We start from the raw sequence: 21,660 nt of genomic DNA on the forward strand, positions 1-21,660 counted from the left end.
CATCCCCACGATCAGCTCACGAAACCTTCGCGCCCGTCTTCGCAGATGAAATAGGCCCCGCCATCCGCGCCCTCCCATTGAACCCGGCAACCTTGGGGCAGGGCGTATTCAGGCTGCGGCGGTTGCAGCGGGCATAGTTTAGGGCGTGGTGCGCAAGCCGCCAGCGAAAGAGCGGCCAGCGACATGGCGGCCAACCTTGAGCACCAAAGCTTCATGATTGAAGATTATTGCCGGTGTACTGGGTTCGGTCCGACCGCGGCGTCTGTTGCCTTTGGTCTTTCCGATTCAGATTTGTTCGAATGACAGGATTTTTCCATCGCCTTGTGCATAAAGAAATGGGCTCCGAGGCACAGGATCAACGGTGCGAAAAGACCCAAGGAGTCAGAAAGCCCACCAACCGTCCCGCCGGCGATCAAGTAGAGAGCGATCGGCGTTATCATGGCAATGCAACATACCATCATGCCCCATTTCATTATCTTGCCGCCGCTAACCGGTACTGACGCCTGCGGCGCGTTTGCAGTCTGTTTTTCTTTCACATTCAACTCCAAAATTTGGATTGGAGACCTCTGCTAACGCCTTCCCACGATGGAAGGTCAAGCTGTTTTGGCGCGAAGCGAATTTGACGCTGTCAAACCAGTCCAGCATTTGCTTGGGCCTTACTTGGTGCATAGACACGGCCGGAACAGGGAAGTTTTTAGGGGTATGAACAGCAGGCATTGTCGTCCCGACGCCTGGTGAAGTTTCAGGTTAAACACGAAGCTGCCTAGGTCACTTTAAGCCTTGAAAACTCGCGGGTGGGTCGAAGCGATATCGAACGAATAATTGAATGGACAAATCTTCCCCCGTCGCGGATTGTCTAATCCCCTGGGTACTAACTCCAGACACCAACCAGCCAATAGGAGCGCTATCAATGCTGACCAGACGACATTTTGTTGCAGCCTCGCTCGCCATTTTCTCTCAGCCGGTTTTTGGAGTGACGTCGGCGGCGGCCTCGCAATGGTCGGAGTGGGATGCGCAAGTAACTCCAGCCAATTTTGATCCCGCAACATCCAATCCCTGGGGTTTACACCCACGTTTCCTGCCTCAGCGTGTGCAAACCAATCGACCACTTACTCCGGGTGACATTCATGTCGACGCGGTGGCACGATATCTGTATTTCATCGAAGACGGTGGCACAGCAATGCGTTACGGCGTAGCCATTGCCCGAGGCAATCTTTACGAGCCCGGAGTCTACACGATCAAGCGAAAGGCCAAATGGCCGCGTTGGACTCCTACAGCCGAAATGATTGAGCGCGACCCTGATGAATATGCGCAATTCGCAGATGGTGTGCCCGGTGGGCCGACAAACCCATTGGGATCAAGGGCGTTTTATCTGTTCGAAGGTGGTCGCGACACATACCTGCGAATTCACGGAACGCCTTATCCAAGATCTATCGGAGGTCGCGCAAGTTCTGGCTGCGTAAGGATGGCGATGCCACATATCATCGGGCTTTATGATCGTGTCAGGCCAGGGTCCACGGCTCATCTCTACCCTCCCGAGCGGCTTCTGACCGCGACCAGCTGACAGGCGCTTGTCAGGCGCGCGTACAGATTGGGCGCCCTTCAATAGTCCTAAGTGGTAGGTAGGTTGTTTCAACTGGCCCAACATAGCGATACCAATAGCAACCGTCCTCAGGCATGATTTTCACTGCGTTCAGGTCCTGGCCCGGAGCAGCAATCTGGGCTACGGCGTCAGGAACTTGGGAAAGCGTTCCGGGCTCGCTATCTGCAGATATTGACGTTGTTTCGGTACAAGCGCCGATGAACAAAAGTGCGGCCAGTGCTTGGAAAGCTTTCCTGAAGGACATGGTGTTTAGTCCACTGTGATTGTCATTTGTAGTGCCTGCTACCCTCGCATCGACGGGTGATCACATCAATTCACCAAGAACTAAGCAATTGTTAGCGTTGCTTTTTTGTGTTCGGTTGATTCAAGAAAGTCAGGTTTTGCTTAAAGCAGCCTGGAGTTACGTCCAAGAAAAATTGCTTTTCCACAATGACTTGATGATTTGGGTCCGCCTTCTAAGGAAATATCCCTGCGCCAACGGCAACGACAATTCAGACGAGACATCCCATATGAAATGTCATTTGCGTGTTGACCTTCCAGCGCAGGAACCGGGCATACGAGTTATTTGAGTCGGAAAAAAAGAATAAACTTTGGGATGGCAGGCATGAAACGGAGCAAAGAAGGAAAGGTTGTTACGCGACGTGGAGTGATTGCCGCGTTTGCTGCGACGACGCTTTTTCCAGCACCGGCCGTTTGGGCCCAATCAACGGCAACTGAGGGGACGCGCCGCAATGTTTCCTCATTCCGCGTTGCTAAATGGCAGGACCACTTTGATACGCTTAAGAATGGTGTGATCCTGTCCGATACACAGTCCAAGGTCCTGCAATATTGGTCGGAAGACGAAAGCGTCTACCGAATGTATCCAACCAGCGTACCGCTGACGGAAGACCTTACAAGGCTGGGCTACACCACAGTTACTCGCAAGGTCGAAGGGCCGTCTTGGCGACCGACACCAGCAATGAAAAAGCGCAACCCCGCTTGGCCCGATTATGTGGGCCCGGGTCCGGAGAATCCTCTGGGGACACATGCACTTTATTTGAGCTGGCAATACTACCGGATCCACGGCACCAACGACACGCGCAAGATCGGGAGAAGATCCTCCAACGGCTGCATTGGCTTGTACAACGAGCAGATTGCGGAATTGTTCGAACTGGCCACTGTGGGCACTCAGGTAAAACTGATCTGACCTTGGTCAGGCCGATTTTTTTTGCGCGCGTTGAACCTAAGAACTGACAATCATGTGAAGAACAGAGATGGATAAACTTACACTCTTGATCGGCGGAGTAGTGATCGCAGGCGCCGCCGCGTTCGTCTACAACTTAAATCAGCAACCAACAGGTCACTCGATGACGCCGCCCGATACGTCAGCACTGGAGCAAGGAGACCCAATCGAAAACGTCACTCTGCCGGACCAGCTAAGCGAATTTGCGGCCGTCGGCAAAGTGGCATTCGACGCCAAATGCTCGGCGTGCCATGGCGCGAATGCAACAGGTCTGGAAGGCCTTGCACCACCTTTGGTGCATAAAATCTATGAACCAAGCCACCATTCGGACGAGTCATTTTATGTGGCAGTCCAGAATGGAGTTCGGGCACACCATTGGAAGTTCGGCAATATGCCGCCGGTCGATGGCTTGACCCGTGCGGATGTGAAGGGCATCGTGGCGTATATCAGAGAGCTGCAGCAGGAAAACGGGATTTTCTGAAGGTGACGAGCCGAATGGGCAGTGCAATTCGTTACATCATACTGTCAATGGTGCTGACCATTGGCGGGCTGCTTGTGACGGCCGATTCTGCTCATGCACATGGCAGTGGTTCTCAGCACGTGATTGACCAAACGGACTCCGCGGACGTTGAGCATGTCAAGCAGGGTCATCCCGGACATTGTCATGGCGGAACGATTTGCAACGCTGTTGGTCTATTTTCGATGGGTCCACCACCGCCTGGCCCCCAAGATACTGAACAAAGATACTCGATCCCTCGAGCCCAATACCGGGTTCTCGGTATCGCGGCGTTTGACCCACCACCGCCGCGTGTCCTGATCTGACCAGTCGAATTGCGCTCAACCTGGGCGCGTCGAAGCAGACGACAAGGACAAAACAATGAACATTCTGAAAATGACCACAGGCGTTGCCCTGGTTTCTCTGTTTGCAGCCGCCGCCCTGGCGCATGGTGGCGCAACCGGCATCGTCAAAGAACGCATGGATGGTATGTCCGCGATGAAGGACAGCATGAAGATCCTTACGCCGATGATGCAGGGGAAAACGCCCTACAATGCGCAAACGGTACGAAGCGAGGCCAAGAAAATCGGGCGTCACGCTGGCGAGAGCATGACAAAGCTGTTTCCAGAGGGATCTGATGGCAAACCCTCGGAGGCCAAATCGGAGATCTGGCAGGATTGGGGTTCATTTGCAGAGTTAGCCAGGCAGTTGGAATCCTACTCTGAAGGCCTTGTGCTTGCGGCGGACAACGGGTTGATGATGTCCGGGTCGGGCCATGGTTCGGGCATGATGGGCGGCGCATCCATGATGGGTGGCGGTTCTATGATGGGTGCCGGAATGATGGGCGGCAGTCCAAACCAGGCACAACTTTCTGAAATGCCGGCAGATGGTGTGTTCATGATGCTGAGCCAGACATGCTCGGCGTGTCACACGCAATTTCGGTCGGAATAGGAATGCGTCATGAGACCGATATTCCGATTGGGCCTTGCTGCCGCCGTAGCGGCGTCAGCGGGACTTGTTGCTGTGATGGCTTGGCCGATTGGCCAGCCCTTACAAGCTCTCGACATTCAGGGTGACGTTAACCGCGGGGCGTATCTGGCAAGGGCAAGTGGTTGTATCGCTTGCCACACAGATTTTGCCAAAGGGGGCGCGGCCTTGGCCGGTGGGGTGGAGTTGGATACCCCGTTCGGCACGCTCTTTTCGCCGAACCTGACCACAGATCCCGATCACGGGATCGGTGATTGGACAATCGAGGAGTTCGCCCGCGCGGTGCGTCAAGGCGTATCACCCGGCGGACAACCCTATTACCCGGCCTTTCCTTATCCATTCTATGCCAATTTCACGGATCAGGACATCGCCGATCTCTGGGCCGCATGGCAAACAGTTCCACCGGTAGCGGAACCGTCAAAAGAACAGGAAATGGCGTTCCCCTTCAATCAGAGATGGGGCCTGAAGCTGTGGCGCGCGGCTTTTCTGGAACCACCCCGCACTGATCCCGTGCCGGGCAATGACGAAGTGTGGAACCGGGGCCGGCTACTGGTCGAAGGTGCCACACATTGTGCGGCCTGCCACACCGGGAGGAACCTGGCTGGCGCAAGAAATTCGGACACGGAACACTTCAAGGGAAGTGACTCTCTGCCGGGCGGTGACAAGGCACCGGCCATCGACTTTGAGACCCTGCAAAAGCGTGGTTGGACGGTAGATGATTTGGCCTACGCGTTGCGCACCGGCGTCATGCCTGATGGCGATGTCTTCGGCGGCGCCATGGGAGAGGTCGTAAACTATGGCACCAGCTTTCTGACAGACGAAGACCGGAAGGCAATGGCGACCTATCTGCTGGATGTGCACGACGGGGGGTAATCGAGTGAGAGATCAAATTTTCTTTGGAGGGAAGTCCTCATGAAGCTCAATCGCAGGCAATTCGTTGCAGGCACGTCGGCACTAATCGCAGTGCCGACTATCGGGAGGGCGGCTACCGCCCCCCGAATAATCGAGGCGCGTTCAGGATTGGCACGTGTTGCCCCCGACAGCTATCCTGAAACCGAGATATGGGGATATGATGGCGGTGTTCCGGGCCCCGAAATTCGTGCCCGGCAGGGCGAAACGGTTCGCCGGACACTCCTGAACTCACTGCCTCAGCCTACGGCAATCCATTGGCATGGACTGCGGGTTCCAAACAACATGGATGGGGTGCCGGGTCTTACACAGGAGGCTGTACCAACAAGCGGCGAGTTTCAGTATGACTTGCCTCTGAAGGATGCAGGAACCTTCTGGTACCACTCTCATAACCAGTCAACGGAACAAGTGGCCAGGGGCCTTTACGGCGCGTTCATCGTCGACGAAATGGACCCGCCGGACACGGATCATGACATTACGATCCTGCTGGATGACTGGAGGTTGGGTCAGGACGCCCAAATCGTCGATGATTTCGGCGCGATGCATGACTGGACGCATGCAGGCCGAATGGGAAACTACGTTCACGCACACATATCGCCCATGACAGAAGTTCTGACAAACCAGCGTTTGCGACTTCGAATGGTCAACGTGGCAACTGATCGGATCATGTATGTCTCAGTAGGTGGCGCAAACGGGAAACTGGTCGCTTATGATGGCATGCCTGTAAGGCAGCCAGAGGATTTTGAAACCCTTGTTTTTGGGCCTGCACAGCGAGCAGACTTAATTGTTGATGTCACAGCGGAATCGAACGAAGCCGTTCAAATAACTCTTCACGAACGCGATGAATCGTTTGTCATTGCTGAAATCCCGGTTTCGGGAAGCGGTGCATCCGCAAACCGCGGTGCAATAGAAGCCCTGCCACCCAACCCTGTTTCCTTTCTCGAAGATGTTTCTGACGCTTTGACAATCCCATTAGTGATGGAAGGCGGGGCGATGGGCGGACTGCGTCAAGGCACTTTTAACGGCCAGGTCATGAGCACCAATGAATTGGTTCAGGAAGGGCAGATCTGGACATTCAACGGTGTCGCCGGGTTACCTGAAAACCCCCTTGCTGCCGTTTCGCGTGGCGACATAGTCCGGATTCAGATGCAGAACGACACCGTCTTTCCGCACGCTATGCACTTGCACGGGACGCACTTTCAGGAAGTTCTGCCAAACGGCAACCTAGGGCCGCTGCGGGACACAATCCTGGTTGACCGGATAGAAAAGCGGGAGATTGCGTTCGTTGCGGATAACCCGGGGGATTGGCTGTTTCATTGCCATATGCTGTCGCATCAGGCCGCTGGTATGAAGACCTGGCTGAGCGTGGCATGATGAACAAGAGTTCGGCGAAATGGGTGTCACTGGCTGCTGTAGTGATCATTGTCGCGGTCGCTGGCTGGGGCCTGAGTGGGCGTGCGCAGAACAGTGCATCAGCGGATTCGGCACGTGGTGCAGTTTTGTACGCCGAAAACTGCGCGTCATGCCACGGGGCAAATTTGGAGGGTCAGCAGGATTGGCAAACACCTGATCCGGATGGCGTCTTGCGGGCGCCCCCGCATGACCGAACCGGGCATACCTGGCATCACGGCGACAAGCTGTTGTTCGACTATACAAAGTTTGGCGGGGACCAAACTTTGAAACAGATGGGTGTCGCTGACGTCAAAAGCGGCATGCCAGGCTTCGGGGACACTCTGTCGGATCAGGATATCTGGGACATCCTCGCCTTCATCAAGGAGAGTTGGCCGGATCGGGAACGCAAGCTGCAAGAGCAACGCACCGAAGCAGAACAAACGGAAGGAAACTGATGTGAAACGAATACTTGCAGGCTTAGTCGCTATCGCCATGTCGATTGGCATTCCTATGGCACGCGCCGACGAGCTGTCTGACTCCGATGTAAAACGGCTGGCTCTCGAAGCCATTTTGGAAAACCCTGAGATCATCATGCAGGCGATTCAATTGCTTCAACAGCGCGAGGATCAGGCAAAAGCCGAAGCAATTGGAAGCGTCTTGGAAAATCAGCGTGAATTGCTGGAACAGGATCCGAATGCGCCTGTAATCGGAAACCCGGAAGGCGATGTAACCGTGGTCGAGTTTTTCGACTATAACTGCCCATATTGCAAACGCGCTGCCCCGGTCGTGAAGAACGTAATCGCGGGCGATTCCGATGTGCGAATTGTTTATCGAGAATGGCCCATACTTGGAGAAGGTTCCGACTTCGCGGCACGCGCTGCGCTGGCCTCACGAAACCAGGGAAAATACGAAGAATTTCATTGGGCGCTTATGGCTCTGAACGGTCGTGCCACTGAGGCCAGTGTACTGAAAGTTGTTCGGGAACTTGGCCTGGACGAGGATCAATTGCGCGCAGATATGGAAGCGCCGGAAGTCGACGCGCATATTCAGATTTCCATGGAATTGGCCCGACAGCTTGGCTTCAGTGGCACTCCTTCGTTTGTGATTGGAGATGCGCTTGCCCCGGGTCTGATCACCGAAGATGAAATGACCCGGTTAATCGTGGCAGTCAGAGACGCAAGATAGAACCAAGGGGGCGACAGCATGTGCGCTCCTAAGTTTATCATGCGATCGTGGCTTCGTATCCCTCGGACTTCAGCGCTGCAAGGATATGATCAAGTGAATTGGTGCTTAAGACACGTACCCTGCGGTTTTCCATGTCAAAGTCCAACTGTGCGGAGGAATCCACCGTGGCAACGGCTTTTTCGATAGCTGACTTGCAGTGCCCGCAGCTCATATCCGGGATATTTAGGGTCGTCATGGATGTTTGCTCCTGTGTTCCGTCGTCCCGGCTAAAGTATTCCAGCACAGGAAGGTCAAGTCGTGATTATTGGATCGTCAAAATTAGTGGCAAAGAAAGTCAGCCCCATCCCTTGACCTTCCACTTGCTGGAACCCTTATGTTTCCCGTCAGCAGAACATTGGTGGTGACAATATGACTGAAATTTCACATGCAAGGTTTCAAGTTCAGGGTATGAGCTGTGCGTCCTGCGTAGGGCGGGTTGAGCGCGCGTTGAAAGATGTGCCAGGGGTAGATGCCGCTTCGGTTAATCTCGCCAGCGAAAGCGTTCAGGTCGATTTCCGCGATCCAGCCGATAAAGCGGCCATTGCTGATGCGTTAAACAGCGCCGGATATCTGGCACGGACGGAAGAGGTAACGCTGGATATTCAGAACATGTCCTGCGCATCGTGCGTGGGGCGCGTTGAACGGGCATTGCAAGCAGATGATGGCGTCTTGTCCGCGTCGGTCAATCTGGCCACCGAAAGTGCAACTGTACGTTATGCTGAGGGAGTCACAACACCCGAAGCCATCGCGGCGCTTGCGGCATCTGCTGGCTATCCGGCGAGCCTGCGATCCGCGACGCAGACCGAACCACAAGACCGCAAAGCCAAAGAGATTCGCCAATTGGCCCGGCGAACAAGCTTTGCCGCCTTGCTCGCTTTGCCGGTCTTTATCCTTGAAATGGGCTCGCATGTTATTCCGGGCATGCACCACCTGATAGCGAGCACGATCGGCATCCAGAACAGCTATTACCTGCAATTCCTTCTAACCACGATCGTTCTTTTTGGGCCAGGTTTGCAGTTCTATACTAAGGGATTCCCTTCCTTGTTCAAAGGCGCGCCGGACATGAATTCTCTGGTGGCTCTGGGCACTTCGGCGGCTTATGGGTTCTCGCTTGTTTCCACCTTTGCGCCGGGTGTTCTTCCCGCCGGAACCGCAAACGTCTACTACGAGGCCGCAGCGGTGATCGTGGTTCTCATATTGCTGGGGAGGTTCCTCGAGGCGCGCGCCAAGGGGCGAACTGGTGAAGCGATCCGAAAACTGGTCGGTCTGCAGGCAAAAACAGCGCGCGTTGAGCGCGACGGATCGGTTGTCGAGCTACCGATCGAGCAGATCGTTGTAGGGGATATTGTGCACGTTCGACCGGGCGAAAAAATCGCGGTGGATGGTGCCGTAGTGACCGGCGCGTCATATGTCGATGAAAGCATGATCACCGGCGAGCCGGTTCCTGCCGAAAAGACCGAGGGCGCAACTGTGGTCGGCGGAACAGTTAATGGCGCGGGCGCATTGACGTACCGGGCTGAAAAGATCGGCGCAGACACTATGTTGGCCCAGATCATTCAAATGGTCGAACAAGCACAGGGTGCCAAGCTTCCGATTCAAGGCTTGGTTGACCGCATCACGCTGTGGTTCGTGCCGGTAGTGATCGCTGTGGCCGTAATGACTGTGCTGGTTTGGATGTTGTTCGGACCCGATCCTGCGCTCAGCTTGGCGTTGGTAGCCGGGGTTGCGGTACTGATCATTGCTTGCCCCTGCGCCATGGGGTTGGCCACACCCACCTCAATCATGGTCGGCACCGGCCGCGCGGCCGAGATGGGTGTCCTGTTTCGAAAGGGCGACGCCTTGCAAATGCTGCAGGAAACCACCGTTGTTGCGGTGGACAAGACGGGGACCTTGACCGAAGGGCGTCCGGAGCTGACCGACCTGATTGTGGCCGAAGGATTGGCCGAGGATGAGGTTCTGCGCCTTGTTGCTGCCGTTGAGGTCACATCCGAACATCCGATCGCCACGGCCATCGTGCGCGCGGCTGAAACCCGTGGTCTGGAGCTTTCGAAGCCAGAAGACTTCACGTCGATCACCGGTTACGGGGTAAGCGCCTCAGTCGAAGGCCATACAATCCTGATCGGGGCCGACCGCCTGATGAGTCGCGAAGGGGTTGAAATGGGCGCGTTGTCTGATCGGGGCGCTGAACTCGCAATCAACGGAAAGACTCCACTTTATGCCTCCGTAGACGGAGTTATCGCAGCCGTCATCGCCGTGGCGGACCCAATCAAGACCACCACGCCAGACGCAATTGAAGCTTTGCACGGACTGGGGCTGAAAGTAGCGATGATTACCGGCGACAATACCGCTACAGCCAAATCCATCGCGGCGCAGCTTGGCATCGATCATGTCGTGGCCGAGGTTCTGCCAGAGGGTAAAGTATCCGCGTTGCAAGATCTGCGCTCAAATGGCGGAAAACTGGCCTTTGTGGGTGATGGCATCAATGATGCCCCCGCTCTGGCGGCGGCTGACGTAGGAATTGCGATCGGGACAGGCACTGACATCGCCATCGAGGCGGCTGACGTCGTTCTGATGTCAGGCGACCTGACAGGCGTGGTCAACGCCTTCGATATTAGTCAGCGCACCATGCGTAACATCCGCCAAAACCTGTTCTGGGCTTTCAGCTACAACACGCTGCTCATACCGGTTGCAGCGGGGGTGCTCTATCCGTTTGGCGGCCCGTTGCTGTCGCCGGTTTTGGCTGCAGGTGCCATGGCGCTGTCCAGTGTATTTGTCCTGACCAACGCGCTGCGGTTGCGCTGGGTTAAGCCGATCAAAGTTGGGCGAGAACAGATCTCGCAGAATGAAGAGCAGGCGCTGCGATCAGCGCCTGCTGAATAGAATAGGAGAACCGCTGTGAATATCGGAGATGTAGCAGAACGTTCGGGTCTGCCTGCCAAAACCATCCGTTATTACGAGGATATCGGATTCATCAAACCCAGGCGCAGTCTGAACGGGTATCGACATTTCGACGAAAAGGAACTGCACAAACTGGCCTTCATCGGGCGGGCCCGCTCATTGGGCTTTACCATTGAGGATTGCCGTTCACTACTGGCGTTGTACGAGGACAAAGAACGCGCAAGCGCGGACGTGAAGGATATCGCCAAACAGAACCTAAAAGAAATAGATGCCAAGATCGCGGACCTGAAGGCCATGCATGCTACACTGTCTCATTTAATCGATGAATGTGCCGGAGACCACCGTCCCGACTGCCCGATCCTGAAGAACCTCGGCCAAACTTAGATGCGCTCATCGTATGAACTGCCTCCTATTTTGGCAGTTTGTTACGTGTATTCGCGGGAATCCGCTTCATTTCGATACAGCGCACCAACTCACCTGTTTTTTCCTCCGACTGGCTTGAACACTCGTTACGTTCGTCCTAACTGCACGGGATGAAGTGGAAGTTTTTCTCAGTGTTGCGAATGACGTTTCTGACATGCGTCTGCTTGGCGATGACCTTCGTCGGCACTGTTGTGGTCGCGAGCAGTGACGTCAAAAACAGTAGCACCTCTGAGCCTCACGGCGTTTCAATGGCTGCAAAGTCATCAGACTTCAAACACGACCATAGCGGTTTGCATCCGACGACTGGCCAAATCCACACGGATAGCCACGTAAATCACAGCGGAGAATGTCATTCCGGTATCTGTTGTGTTGGCGAATATCCGACCCACGTAGGACTTGCGGTTTTGGCTGAAGCTTTTGGCCAGAAAAACCGTAACATGGATTCCGACATCCACAACTCTCAAGCGCCTCTGACGCCCGATCGTCCTCCACAAATCTCCTAACATCCACAGGCCCGTCAGCGCGGGTTTTCATGTTGTTTCGGTTCGAGCATGCACTGCGACCGTCAGGAGATTATTATGCGTGGAAGATATGCGGCACTATCAGTACTTGCCTTGGCGATTGGCCTGGGTGGAGGTGTCTTTCTTGAAAGACTGTACCTGAATCCAATTGATCAGGGCCAGTCGAACGAACCAGAGGTCCTTTATTGGGTAGCACCGATGGATCCGAATTTTCGGCAGCCTGGACCTGGAAAATCGCCGATGGGTATGGACTTGATCCCGGTTTATTCTGGGCAGGAACCTACCGGCGACCCTGAAGAAGTCACCCTGAGCGCTGCGGAAATCAACGCAATTGGTGTGCGAACTGCGGTTGCACGCATGACTGATATCGAACCTCGCATCGAAACGGTGGGTTTCGTCGGCTTTGACGAACACCTGACCAATCACGTTCATACGCGTGTTGAAGGTTGGATTGAGCAACTGAAAGTTCGAGCGGTCGGTGATCGCGTTGAGAAGGGGCAAGTTTTATTTGAACTCTTTTCACCACTGATCGCAGCTGCGACCGGCGATCTTGTACGCGCAGTCGAAGCTGGTGACCCGCGGATTTTGGACGCGGCGCGCAATAAGTTGATCAGCCACGGTATGTCCGCTCGTCAGGTTGCTGAGATTGAGGCGGGCGGTGAGTTGGTTCGAAATGTGGAAATTGAGGCACCTCAAAACGGTGTCGTCATAGCTCTGAATGCCGCCGATGGCATGTACCTGCAGCCAGGCACGCTTGCTTTTTCGGTAACCGATCTTTCTGAAGTATGGCTGATCGTTGATGTATTTGAACGAGATATTGCACGTTTGTCGGAAGATATGCGCGCGATAGCAAGGTTCGAGCACCTACCCGGTCGCACCTTCGAAGGCGACATCGACTATGTTTACCCTGAGCTTGATCCGCAAACCCGAACTCTTCCCGTAAGGCTTAGTTTCGATAACACCGACGGCGTGCTGCGGCCGGGCATGTTTGGCAGTGTTAGCCTTATACCGGATGAAAGCCGAAATGTTCTCACTGTTCCATCAGAGGCGTTAATTCGTACCGGTTCGGCGGAACGCGTCATCTTAAAAACAGGCGATGGTACTTTTCGCCCGAGACTGGTGACTACAGGTCTTCGAGACAGTTTCGGCGAGGGGGGTCGAACAGAAGTTCTGCAAGGGCTTGAACCTGGTGAGGAAGTTGTCGCATCCGCACAGTTTCTAATCGACAGTGAAAGTGCTTTGAGCGCCGGTTTCACCCGAATGGCACCAACGGATACCGAACCAGCACGCGGGGCAGGCACCCTGGTTTCACTCGATGCCCAAAATCGTATGGCAACTGTTCGTCACGATGTTCTCGAAAGCCTCGATTGGCCCGCAATGACTTCGCAGTTTCCGGTGAGGTCTGGTGTTTCGCTCGACAGCTTGAGTGCAGGCGACGCAGTCGCTTTCGTGATCGCACGGGGTGCGGATGGGCTTCTGAGCCTGATGGAGCTTGCACCAGACGATGGTATTGCCGGAACTGGTGCCGGAATCGCGCGCGCCGTCACTTCAGACGGCAAATTGACGCTTGAGCACGGACCGATCCCCGAGCTCGGTTGGGCCGCCATGACAATGGATTTGCCTGTTGTAGGAGTAGATCTCACTACCGTGCCAATCGACATGCCAATTGAGTTTGATCTGGCTGAGGGAGAAGGGGGGATGTTCTCGATTGTGGCAATTCGCGAAGAGGGCTCGCCGCCGACGGATTCCGTTGAACCCGAAGAAACCGACACGCCTTCTGCTCCACCGATTGTAGTCACCGGCACGATCAACCTCGTTAATGCTGAGGCGGGAACGGCAACCATCACTCACGGGCCGATGACTGAGATTGGCATGCCCGGAATGACCATGGATTTCCCATTAGAACCTACATTGGACACAAGCATGCTCGAAGTCGGTTCTGAAATGACTCTGACTTTCGCGCGTGCAGATGGCATGACAATGGTGTTGGCTGCGGCAACGCCTATTGCACCGCCACTTCAGGTTTCTGGCCGGATTAACAGTATCGACCCGAACGCGCGTACCGCGAACGTAACACACGGTCCGATGACTGAGATCGGCATGCCGGGCATGACCATGGATTTCCCGGTTGCGGAGGGGATTGAGGTTTCTAACTTGCCTGTAGGGATTGATGTTTCTTTGATCCTTCGCCGCAATCCCGACTTTTCGATGACGCTGTTAGAGGTCGCGCTTGATGGGAGTGTTACGCAGTGATCACGGCCATCATTCGTTCTTCGCTCGCCAACAGGTTCGTCATCTTGGCCCTCGCATTCATGATAGGAGTTGCGGGTATTTGGGCCATTCGTGAGACGCCGGTTGATGCAATCCCGGATCTGTCGGATGTCCAGGTAATTGTTCGCACGCCATATCCCGGGCAAGCGCCTCAAGTTGTCGAAAACCAAATCACATATCCACTTGCGACAGCCCTATTGGCCGTACCCGGTGCAAAAGACGTTCGCGGGTTCTCGTTCTTTGGAGACAGCTTTGTATATGTTGTCTTTGAGGACGGGACGGACCTCTACTGGGCTCGGTCGCGTGTGCTCGAATACTTGGGCCAGATTACCGGCAGCTTACCTGAGGGCGTGTCACCACAACTTGGCCCTGATGCGACTGGGGTCGGGTGGATTTATCAGTATGCGCTGGTTGACAGAACCGGAAATCATGATCTGGCTCAGCTCAGGACTCTGCAGGATTGGTTTCTGAAATACGAATTACAAGCCGTGGAAGGCGTCTCAGAAGTCGCCACCATCGGCGGAATGGTCAAACAGTACCAGGTCGTCGTCGACCCAAACAAACTACGTGCCTATGACATAACACTTGCACAATTGAGGACGGCTATTCAGGCGGCCAACCGCGAGACGGGCGGCAGCGTCATTGAGATGGGGGAAGCCGAATTCATGGTCAGGTCCTCGGGCTACATTGACGAATTGTCAGACCTTGCAAGCGCGCCGTTGATGGTCAACGACCGTGGCGCCGCTCTGACGCTTGGAGACGTCGCTGAAATCCGTCTGGGGCCGGAAATGCGGCGCGGTGTCGGAGAACTCGACGGGCAAGGAGACGCGGTTGGTGGAGTAGTCATTCTGCGATGGGGTGGGAATGCGTTGGCAACGATCAAAGCGGTGGAGGCGCGCATCGAAGAGTTGCGCTCAAACCTGCCGGAGGGGGTCGAAATCATAACGACCTACGACCGATCTGGTGTGATCGAGCGTGCTATCGATAACCTCCAGAAGAAACTGACGCAGGAATTCATTGTCGTTGTTCTTGTGTGCGCGGCTTTTCTACTTCATCTGCGGTCATCCCTCGTAATTCTTCTGTCGCTCCCTCTGGGAATCTTTGCCGCATTTATTCTGATGAAGGCGCAAGGAGTAAACGCAAACATCATGTCGCTCGGCGGCATAGCCATCGCTATTGGTGCGATGGTCGACGCATCGATTGTGATGATCGAGGCGATGCACAGGCGGTTGGAAAAAGAAAAGCTCACAGCAGAGAACCGATGGCGGATTGTGCAAGAGTGCGCTTCTGAGGTGGGACCAGCCCTTTTTTATTCTCTGGCGATTATCACGGTTAGTTTTTTGCCTGTTTTCGTTCTGGAAAATCAGGAAGGTAGGCTCTTCTCGCCACTCGCTTATACCAAAACCTACGCCATGGCTGCAGCCGCCATCCTTTCGATAACGCTGGTTCCGGTCTTGATGGGTTACTTTGTAAGGGGGCGTATTCTACCGGAGCGAAAAAATCCGCTAAATCGCTTGGTTGTGTTCGTGTACCGCCCATTTCTGGACGCGGCAATTGCCTGGCCATGGGCAACAACACTGTTGGCCGGCGTTCTGGTGACGTCCATGTGGTACCCGTACCAGAGAATTGGCTCTGAATTCATGCCCGAGTTGAACGAAGGTGATTTTCTCTACATGCCGAGCTTCTACCCCGGGATCTCGACGGGAAAAGCCCGTGAGGTACTGCAGCAGACCAACCGCCTGATCGCGACCGTGCCTGAAGTCGAAACTGTTCACGGTAAAGTTGGGCGTGCGGAGACTGCAACCGATCCAGCACCTCTAACGATGGTGGAGACCACAATCCAACTCAAGCCGGAAGAAGAATGGCGCCCCGGCATGACAATGGAGAAAATCCGGAATGAGCTCGATCGTATCGTTCAGGTTCCGGGCGTTACAAATGTTTGGATCCAACCTATCAAGAACCGCATCGATATGCTTGCGACAGGTATCCGTACTCCTGTCGGTGTCAAAATATCCGGCACCGACTTGGAGGTCATTACAGATATAGGGATCGAAGTAGAGCGTGCGGTCGCTGATATTGATGGAACGGCTTCCGCCTACGCAGAGCGACCTGTTGGCGGGCGTTTCATCGAAATCGACGTCAAACGAGATGCCGCCTCCCGATACATGATGAGTGTTCGAGAAGTTCAGGACGTAGTGCAGACCGCAATTGGCGGTATGCAAGTGTCGGAATCTGTGGAGGGGCTGGAGAGGTTTCCTATAAACCTTCGGTACCCTCAGGCATGGCGAGACAGCCCGGAACGGCTCGAAAATCTTCCTGTCGTCACGCCGTCGGGTGCTCATGTGCCACTGTCCGCTCTCGCCGATATTCGAATAGTTGACGGGCCGGGAATGATACGATCAGAGAACGCTCGACGAACTGGGTTCGTGTTCATCGACATCGCGGGGCGCGACCTGGGCGGCTATGTGGCCGAAGCACAAGAGGTGGTTACAGAAAAGGTCGACCTGCCTCCAGGTTACTCGCTGACTTGGTCAGGGCAGTATGAGTACATAGAGAGAATGCAGGACAGGTTGACGATCGTTGCTCCTGCAACCCTGCTAATTATCACGCTCATGCTTTTCTTGGCGTTCAATCGGGTGATTGAGGTCGGGATAATTCTTGCGGCGCTCCCGGTCGCATTGGCAGGTGGGGTTTGGTTCTTATGGTATCTTAACTTCGATATCTCAATTGCTGTGCTCGTGGGCTTCATCGCGCTGGCGGGAGTTGCCGTGGAAACAGCGATTGTCATGTTGTTGTACCTCAATCTTGCTTGGGAGAAACGTCGAGGGCTGGCGCAATCGGAACAGCGAAAGCTGACACGTGACGATATCGAAGACGCGGTGTTCGAAGGAGCCGTTCTTCGGGTTCGGCCGAAGGTAATGACTGTAGCCACGATCTTTGCAGCACTGATACCCATCATGTACGGCACCGGTACAGGCTCTGAAATCATGCAGCGGATCGCTGCGCCGATGATTGGGGGCATGGTGACAGCGACCCTTCTTACGCTTTTTGTCATTCCCGCAATATTCGTGATTTGGAAACGGCTCGCGCTCAATCGCGTGAACCGAGAGATCTCCCACACGATCCAGGAAGTGCCCCCTGCGCTTCCGGCAGAATAATACCCACAACCTTGAAACAGGAGCATCTGATGAAAACTTTGACTGCAATTTTGGCCCTATTGGCCGTGTCTACAACATCCGGCATCGCGCAAACGAACCACGGCATGGACCATTCCAACATGCCCATGTCTTCCGAACAGATGGAAGGTGCGGTCCACGCAAAGGCTTTGGTGAACTCAATTGGCGACGAAACCGCTAACGTCAGCCATGATCCGATCCCCGAGATCGGGTGGCCCGCGATGACGATGGATTTGCAGCTTCTTGAGAATGCCCAGATGATGGGTGAGATCAGCGCAGGTGACGAAGTCACACTGATGTTGGTCAAAAGCGATGATGGTATGTATGCGATCGGCGCGATCATGAAAAACTGAGTCTGTTGATGCGGCAGCTATTCACCAATGATGTGATTGTTCGCCGTTTCAACGACTGTAGGAAATTCTATGAACTAAGAGAAATGGAGTAGGAGCCACTCAAGAACCAAATCGTATTTCAACGATCTGTGGCTCTGCTCATAAGTTATCAGTCCATTGTCGGTTAAAGGCGCTTTAAGCAATTCGTTGACTGATTGAAGCTCCAAAGCTCAGAAAATCTTCCGGCTATACTGATTGAACAGAGCAATCCAGGCAAGCAGTACACAAACTGCCAACGCTTCGGTATCTCCGGCCCGCGCCACTGCAGTTAAACTGCGCAAAATTCTGGAGCTACTTGCGCAGCCCAGTGGAAATCTGACCGACAAGCAAATCCCACCTAAAACATTTCACAATTGGAATGTGTGTACTACATTGTCGCCGAGATGACTTCACGCGGCCATTCAACGGACCAGCGTCGAATTGTCTGGGGCGTTGCCTTGTTGGTTTTTGCTTCAGTCGAAAACGCAGCGCGGAGCGGTCAAAATGAGGATATCTCCAGGGCGACGACTTGGGAAAACGATACGACATGACAGCTAACACAAGAGAGCACTGGGACGATGTCTATGGCGAGAAGTTTGACACCCAATTGAGTTGGCACGAGGATGATCCAGAGATATCGCTTGAACTCATCGAGTTGATCAGAGTGTCTAAGCCTTCATCCGTCATCGACATTGGTGGAGGTACATCTCGTCTTGCTGGAGCGTTGCTTGCGAAGGGGCTCCATGACGTGACAGTTCTCGATCTATCGCAGGTCGCGTTGGACACGGCCCGGGAAAGGTTGGGGCGCGCCGCTGAAACAGTCACTTGGATTTCTGCAGATATAACTTCTTGGGTCCCCGATCGCAGATATGACGTCTGGCATGATAGGGCGGTTTTTCACTTTCTCGTGGATACATCGCAACGCGCGGCCTATCTGGAAAGCGTGAAGAAAGGGGTAAAAATTGGCGGCCATGTGATCATTGCTACGTTTGCACTTGATGGGCCGGAGACTTGCAGTGGTCTCCCTGTCGCCCGCTATAGTCCGAGCGATATCGCCGTGCTTTTTGAGGAACACTTTGAACTCGTCGCGCATCGCCATCACCTGCACCAAACCTCTTGGGGGGAAAGTCAGTCTTTCCAGTTCAGTGTTCTCCGCCGCTGCGTTTGAGCCCACACCTGAAACTGGCCCAAAGCGGTACGCTTCCAATAAGCTTTCGGGGCATGCCGATTGTGTTCACAAGTTACGTTTGGCCCTCAAAAACTGGCAGAACCACCTTAGCGCACAAGCCGCCAGTTTCCCCGTTTAGCAATTCTATCGTGCCACCGTGCGACTGGATGATCGTACGTGCGATCGACAGCCCCAAGCCGGTTCCGCCAGTCTCTCGCGAGCGGGATGTTTCAAGCCGCACGAATGGGTCGAATACCGCATCGAGCATATGCTCGGGGATGCCGGGCCCCTGATCCTGGATCAATATTTTTGCCTCATTCCCCTCTTGCATGACTGAGACGTTGGCCCGGGCACCATACCGGCAGGCGTTTTCAATGATATTGCGCAGAGCTCGCTTCATCAGCATCGGCCGAAGCGTGACGGCCGGATTGTCTGCGACCGATACTTCAACCGTGTCACCGGCTTGCACAATGTCTTCGGTCGTTTTGGTTACGAATTCACCAATTGGGACGGTACTGGAAGGTTCGCGCGTGGCCACGCCCTTGGCAAATGACAGGGTGGAGTCCACCATCTCCTGCATTTCCTCGATGGTCTCGATCAGATGGTCACGGGTCTCCTCTTCCTCCACCAGTTCGGCGCGAACCCGCAATCCCGTCAGTGGCGACCGCAAATCGTGACCCAGCGCCCCCAATAGTCTGGTCCGATCGGCAACATAGCGAGTCAGCCTATCACGCATATGGTTGAACGCCTGCGTCAAATCTCGCACCTCGGTCGGACCAGAAACCGTCAGTTCCTGGACGTCTTCACCGCGACCAAACTGGTCTGCAGCCAGTGACAGGCGGCGCAACGGGCCGGTCAGCCGTGTCAGTAGAAACCAAATGGCTGCTCCAAGAATTAAAGTTGCAGTGAAACCGAAGCTGACGAAGGACTGCAAAGGCCATTGCAGAGGAGGGTTATGGAACCGGGTATCCACGTTGAGCCATTGATCGGTCGTCAGAGCGATCGACAGCTGCATTTCAATTGCGGAAACGTGATCACGCATCATTGCCATGTGCATTTCAGCCATTGTAGACGGAACACCTTCAACCGGCAGCATATCGGGAGAGAACTCATGCAACTCTACCCGGATGGGACGGTTTTCATAGCCTGGCAGAATTCTGCGGATTGTGTTTTCGACCGTCCCACCAGCGCTATGTCCGGTGTGATCGACTGCGGGCGTATCTGTAAGGCTGAAACGCACCAGTGGAGAACTTGCCGCCCGCAGGATCGCGTCGTGCATCTCGGGTGGAGCTTCTTCAATCAGCCGCGCGATGTTTGCGGCGCGTCCGGCGGTTTCCAGGCCAAGGGCCATGTGCACTGCCATTGAGCGTTCGTCGACGAACAGCCACAGGCTGACCAGTTGCGCGGCAGCCAGCGCGGCGATGATCAAAAGGATAAGCTGACCGCGCAGACTTTGGGCAAAGGCTTTCATCCCGTAAGCTCGCTCACGTCGGTCGACAGGCAATAACCGCCACCTCTTATCGTGGTGATGAGCTTCGGCCGCGTTGGGTCAGCTTCGATCTTGCGACGCAAGCGGCTGACCTGGTTGTCGATCGTACGGTCGAACAAGTGCGGGCTGCGGCCGGCGGTCAAATCCAGCAGTTCGTCTCGCGACAGGAGTTTGCGGGGCCGCTGCAGGAATACGGCCAGCAGCCGGACATCGGCGGTGGTCAGACTTTCTTCGGCCCCTTCGGCGGATATCAAGGTGCGACTGTCGGCATCCAGAACCCAGCTTCCAAAGGCGATCCGTTTGCCGCTCAGATCGCCAGCCGGGGGGACGGTGGTTTCGGAACGCCGCAGGATCGCCTTGATCCGGGCCAGCAATTCACGTGGGTTGAATGGTTTGGGCAGGTAGTCATCGGCGCCGATCTCTAAACCCACGATACGGTCGGTGTCATCGCTGAGGGCTGTCAGCATCAGGATCGGCGGGCCACCGGCCGCGGACAGGCGGCGACAGACCGACAATCCGTTTTCGCCCGGCATCATGATGTCGAGTACGATAAGATCAATCCGACCGGCCGCCAGTCGTGCGTCCATCTCGGTTGCGTCGCGCGCGGTACTGGCGCGCAACCCATTCTTTTCCAGATAGCGGCTGACAGCATCACGGATTTCGCGGTGGTCGTCGACAATCAAGATATGTGGTGCTTCAGTCATGGCGCAATCATAAGCCCCGGCGCGGTACAAATCCCGGCTTTTTTGTATCCCTTTGTATCAGTTGGGCGGGCTGCGACACAACGATACAAACCGGGTTGAGCAGGGGGGTGGTGGCGCGACCGAGGGCGGCCATATGCTTTGTGTAGAAACAAAAACCCGAGAGGTGAAAGTCATGAAACGTACCTTCACGCTGGCCGCTGGAGCCATTGCCGCGACTTTGATGGCGCTGCCCGCGCTTGCCGCCGGTCAGCATGGCAGCAGCGCGCAGATGCAGGGCCATGAGGGCGGCATGATGCAGGGTGCGCCCGGCGGCATGATGGGCGATCACGCAGGCATGATGCAAATGATGGTGAAAATGCATGGCCAGATGATGGGCGGCAACTGGCTGGCGGTTCTGGACATGGACGAGGACGGTCGCCCGAGCGAATCTGAGATCGCCGAAGGTCTGAAGGCCCGGATGCAGGCGCATGACGTCAATGGAGATGGCAACCTGTCGATTGATGAGTTCGAAGCGCTGCATTCCGGGATGATCCGCGAAACCATGGTGGACCGATTTCAGCATCTTGATGCCAATGGCGATGGCGTTGTGACCACAGGGGAAATCGAGAAAGGCGCAAAGACGATGTCGCCGAAACACGGCATGAAGGCCTCGAAACCTGTGACAAAGGCTTCTGAAACCAACAACTGAAACGCAACCGTGTAGCCGGGTCATCGCACTCGGCACAAACCACTGAGGAACAAAGCGATGATGGGCTATGGCGCTGGAATGGGGTTTGGAATGATCTGGATGTTGCTGATCGCAGTGT

General features: G+C 55.0%; 21 protein-coding genes. 16 read left to right on the forward strand and 5 right to left on the reverse strand.

Annotation, left to right across the window (positions count from 1 at the left end; translation table 11 throughout):
• Nucleotides 1-11 precede the first annotated feature (11 nt).
• Complete coding sequence (locus I9182_RS17440; protein ID WP_170602093.1) at nt 12-215, reverse strand: hypothetical protein; 204 nt, start codon at nt 213-215, stop codon at nt 12-14.
• A 9-nt stretch (nt 216-224) separates the two neighbouring features.
• Nucleotides 225-536: a DUF2933 domain-containing protein gene (locus tag I9182_RS17445; protein WP_255612174.1), complete on the reverse strand. Its 312-nt coding sequence runs from the start codon at nt 534-536 to the stop codon at nt 225-227.
• Between the two features lie 374 nt (nt 537-910).
• On the opposite strand from I9182_RS17445, the gene I9182_RS17450 reads away from it, so the two are divergent.
• From I9182_RS17450 to I9182_RS17490, 9 genes are all read left to right on the forward strand, one after another.
• Nucleotides 911-1,564, forward strand: a complete 654-nt coding sequence (locus I9182_RS17450; protein WP_050605720.1) for a L,D-transpeptidase — start codon at nt 911-913, stop codon at nt 1,562-1,564.
• 634 nt (nt 1,565-2,198) lie between these two features.
• The gene (locus I9182_RS17455; protein ID WP_170417888.1) at nt 2,199-2,789 is read left to right on the forward strand and encodes a L,D-transpeptidase; all 591 of its coding nucleotides are present in this window, start codon (nt 2,199-2,201) and stop codon (nt 2,787-2,789) included.
• 67 nt (nt 2,790-2,856) lie between these two features.
• A complete protein-coding gene (locus I9182_RS17460; protein ID WP_170417891.1) occupies nt 2,857-3,306 on the forward strand; it encodes a cytochrome c in 450 nt (149 codons plus the stop codon).
• 153 nt (nt 3,307-3,459) lie between these two features.
• Nucleotides 3,460-3,642 (forward strand): hypothetical protein, encoded by a 183-nt coding sequence (locus I9182_RS17465; protein WP_157054267.1) that lies wholly within the window; start codon nt 3,460-3,462, stop codon nt 3,640-3,642.
• 60 nt (nt 3,643-3,702) lie between these two features.
• Complete coding sequence (locus I9182_RS17470) at nt 3,703-4,272, forward strand: cytochrome c (RefSeq protein ID WP_170417895.1); 570 nt, start codon at nt 3,703-3,705, stop codon at nt 4,270-4,272.
• Between the two features lie 9 nt (nt 4,273-4,281).
• Nucleotides 4,282-5,181: a cytochrome c gene (locus tag I9182_RS17475; RefSeq protein WP_170417899.1), complete on the forward strand. Its 900-nt coding sequence runs from the start codon at nt 4,282-4,284 to the stop codon at nt 5,179-5,181.
• 39 nt (nt 5,182-5,220) lie between these two features.
• A complete protein-coding gene (locus I9182_RS17480; RefSeq protein ID WP_170417903.1) occupies nt 5,221-6,591 on the forward strand; it encodes a multicopper oxidase family protein in 1,371 nt (456 codons plus the stop codon).
• Nucleotides 6,591-7,064: a cytochrome c gene (locus I9182_RS17485; RefSeq protein WP_170418019.1), complete on the forward strand. Its 474-nt coding sequence runs from the start codon at nt 6,591-6,593 to the stop codon at nt 7,062-7,064. Before I9182_RS17480 ends, I9182_RS17485 begins: the two co-directional genes overlap by 1 nt.
• A gap of 37 nt (nt 7,065-7,101) precedes the next feature.
• Nucleotides 7,102-7,794, forward strand: a complete 693-nt coding sequence (locus I9182_RS17490; protein ID WP_170418016.1) for a DsbA family protein — start codon at nt 7,102-7,104, stop codon at nt 7,792-7,794.
• Nucleotides 7,795-7,831: 37 nt separating this feature from the next.
• Here the strand turns inward: I9182_RS17490 and I9182_RS17495 are convergent, their stop codons facing one another.
• Nucleotides 7,832-8,029 (reverse strand): heavy-metal-associated domain-containing protein, encoded by a 198-nt coding sequence (locus I9182_RS17495; RefSeq protein WP_170417905.1) that lies wholly within the window; start codon nt 8,027-8,029, stop codon nt 7,832-7,834.
• Between the two features lie 173 nt (nt 8,030-8,202).
• Here I9182_RS17495 and I9182_RS17500 point away from each other — a divergent pair, with 173 nt between their 5' ends.
• The 6 genes from I9182_RS17500 (at nt 8,203) to I9182_RS17525 (ending at nt 18,661) form a co-directional block, all read left to right on the forward strand.
• Complete coding sequence (locus tag I9182_RS17500; protein ID WP_170417908.1) at nt 8,203-10,713, forward strand: heavy metal translocating P-type ATPase; 2,511 nt, start codon at nt 8,203-8,205, stop codon at nt 10,711-10,713.
• Nucleotides 10,714-10,728: 15 nt separating this feature from the next.
• Nucleotides 10,729-11,115 (forward strand): Cu(I)-responsive transcriptional regulator, encoded by a 387-nt coding sequence (gene cueR, locus I9182_RS17505; protein ID WP_152460772.1) that lies wholly within the window; start codon nt 10,729-10,731, stop codon nt 11,113-11,115.
• 617 nt (nt 11,116-11,732) lie between these two features.
• Entirely contained in the window at nt 11,733-13,928 is a 2,196-nt protein-coding gene (locus I9182_RS17510) for an efflux RND transporter periplasmic adaptor subunit (RefSeq protein ID WP_170417912.1), read from the forward strand.
• Nucleotides 13,925-17,104 carry an efflux RND transporter permease subunit gene (locus tag I9182_RS17515; protein ID WP_170417917.1) on the forward strand — a complete coding sequence of 1,060 codons (3,180 nt, stop codon included), beginning with the start codon at nt 13,925-13,927 and terminating at the stop codon, nt 17,102-17,104. The genes I9182_RS17510 and I9182_RS17515 overlap by 4 nt, the downstream gene beginning before the upstream one ends.
• A 29-nt stretch (nt 17,105-17,133) precedes the next feature.
• Nucleotides 17,134-17,475: a copper-binding protein gene (locus tag I9182_RS17520; RefSeq protein WP_170417920.1), complete on the forward strand. Its 342-nt coding sequence runs from the start codon at nt 17,134-17,136 to the stop codon at nt 17,473-17,475.
• Between the two features lie 565 nt (nt 17,476-18,040).
• A complete protein-coding gene (locus I9182_RS17525; protein ID WP_170417923.1) occupies nt 18,041-18,661 on the forward strand; it encodes a class I SAM-dependent methyltransferase in 621 nt (206 codons plus the stop codon).
• 73 nt (nt 18,662-18,734) lie between these two features.
• Here I9182_RS17525 and I9182_RS17530 read toward each other — a convergent pair whose 3' ends face one another.
• Together I9182_RS17530 and I9182_RS17535 are read right to left on the reverse strand one after the other, a co-directional pair.
• Nucleotides 18,735-20,132 (reverse strand): ATP-binding protein, encoded by a 1,398-nt coding sequence (locus I9182_RS17530; RefSeq protein ID WP_050605707.1) that lies wholly within the window; start codon nt 20,130-20,132, stop codon nt 18,735-18,737.
• Complete coding sequence (locus I9182_RS17535; protein ID WP_170417925.1) at nt 20,129-20,854, reverse strand: response regulator; 726 nt, start codon at nt 20,852-20,854, stop codon at nt 20,129-20,131. Before I9182_RS17535 ends, I9182_RS17530 begins: the two co-directional genes overlap by 4 nt.
• A gap of 172 nt (nt 20,855-21,026) precedes the next feature.
• On the opposite strand from I9182_RS17535, the gene I9182_RS20475 reads away from it, so the two are divergent.
• Nucleotides 21,027-21,542 (forward strand): calcium-binding protein, encoded by a 516-nt coding sequence (locus tag I9182_RS20475; protein ID WP_170417928.1) that lies wholly within the window; start codon nt 21,027-21,029, stop codon nt 21,540-21,542.
• Nucleotides 21,543-21,660 lie beyond the last annotated feature (118 nt).

Source organism: Ruegeria sp. HKCCSP351 (assembly GCF_017872535.1).
Classification (GTDB): Bacteria; Pseudomonadota; Alphaproteobacteria; order Rhodobacterales; family Rhodobacteraceae; genus Ruegeria.

Coding starts and splice junctions, on each gene's coding strand:
- I9182_RS17440 (WP_170602093.1), bottom strand. CDS start 215: ATGAAGCTTTGGTGCTCAAGGTTGGCCGCCATGTCGCTGGCCGCTCTT.
- I9182_RS17450 (WP_050605720.1), top strand. CDS start 911: ATGCTGACCAGACGACATTTTGTTGCAGCCTCGCTCGCCATTTTCTCT.
- I9182_RS17455 (WP_170417888.1), top strand. CDS start 2,199: ATGGCAGGCATGAAACGGAGCAAAGAAGGAAAGGTTGTTACGCGACGT.
- I9182_RS17460 (WP_170417891.1), top strand. CDS start 2,857: ATGGATAAACTTACACTCTTGATCGGCGGAGTAGTGATCGCAGGCGCC.
- I9182_RS17465 (WP_157054267.1), top strand. CDS start 3,460: ATGTCAAGCAGGGTCATCCCGGACATTGTCATGGCGGAACGATTTGCA.
- I9182_RS17470 (WP_170417895.1), top strand. CDS start 3,703: ATGAACATTCTGAAAATGACCACAGGCGTTGCCCTGGTTTCTCTGTTT.
- I9182_RS17475 (WP_170417899.1), top strand. CDS start 4,282: ATGAGACCGATATTCCGATTGGGCCTTGCTGCCGCCGTAGCGGCGTCA.
- I9182_RS17480 (WP_170417903.1), top strand. CDS start 5,221: ATGAAGCTCAATCGCAGGCAATTCGTTGCAGGCACGTCGGCACTAATC.
- I9182_RS17485 (WP_170418019.1), top strand. CDS start 6,591: ATGAACAAGAGTTCGGCGAAATGGGTGTCACTGGCTGCTGTAGTGATC.
- I9182_RS17490 (WP_170418016.1), top strand. CDS start 7,102: ATGTCGATTGGCATTCCTATGGCACGCGCCGACGAGCTGTCTGACTCC.
- I9182_RS17495 (WP_170417905.1), bottom strand. CDS start 8,029: ATGACGACCCTAAATATCCCGGATATGAGCTGCGGGCACTGCAAGTCA.
- I9182_RS17500 (WP_170417908.1), top strand. CDS start 8,203: ATGACTGAAATTTCACATGCAAGGTTTCAAGTTCAGGGTATGAGCTGT.
- I9182_RS17510 (WP_170417912.1), top strand. CDS start 11,733: ATGCGTGGAAGATATGCGGCACTATCAGTACTTGCCTTGGCGATTGGC.
- I9182_RS17520 (WP_170417920.1), top strand. CDS start 17,134: ATGAAAACTTTGACTGCAATTTTGGCCCTATTGGCCGTGTCTACAACA.
- I9182_RS17525 (WP_170417923.1), top strand. CDS start 18,041: ATGACAGCTAACACAAGAGAGCACTGGGACGATGTCTATGGCGAGAAG.
- I9182_RS17530 (WP_050605707.1), bottom strand. CDS start 20,132: ATGAAAGCCTTTGCCCAAAGTCTGCGCGGTCAGCTTATCCTTTTGATC.
- I9182_RS17535 (WP_170417925.1), bottom strand. CDS start 20,854: ATGACTGAAGCACCACATATCTTGATTGTCGACGACCACCGCGAAATC.
- I9182_RS20475 (WP_170417928.1), top strand. CDS start 21,027: ATGAAACGTACCTTCACGCTGGCCGCTGGAGCCATTGCCGCGACTTTG.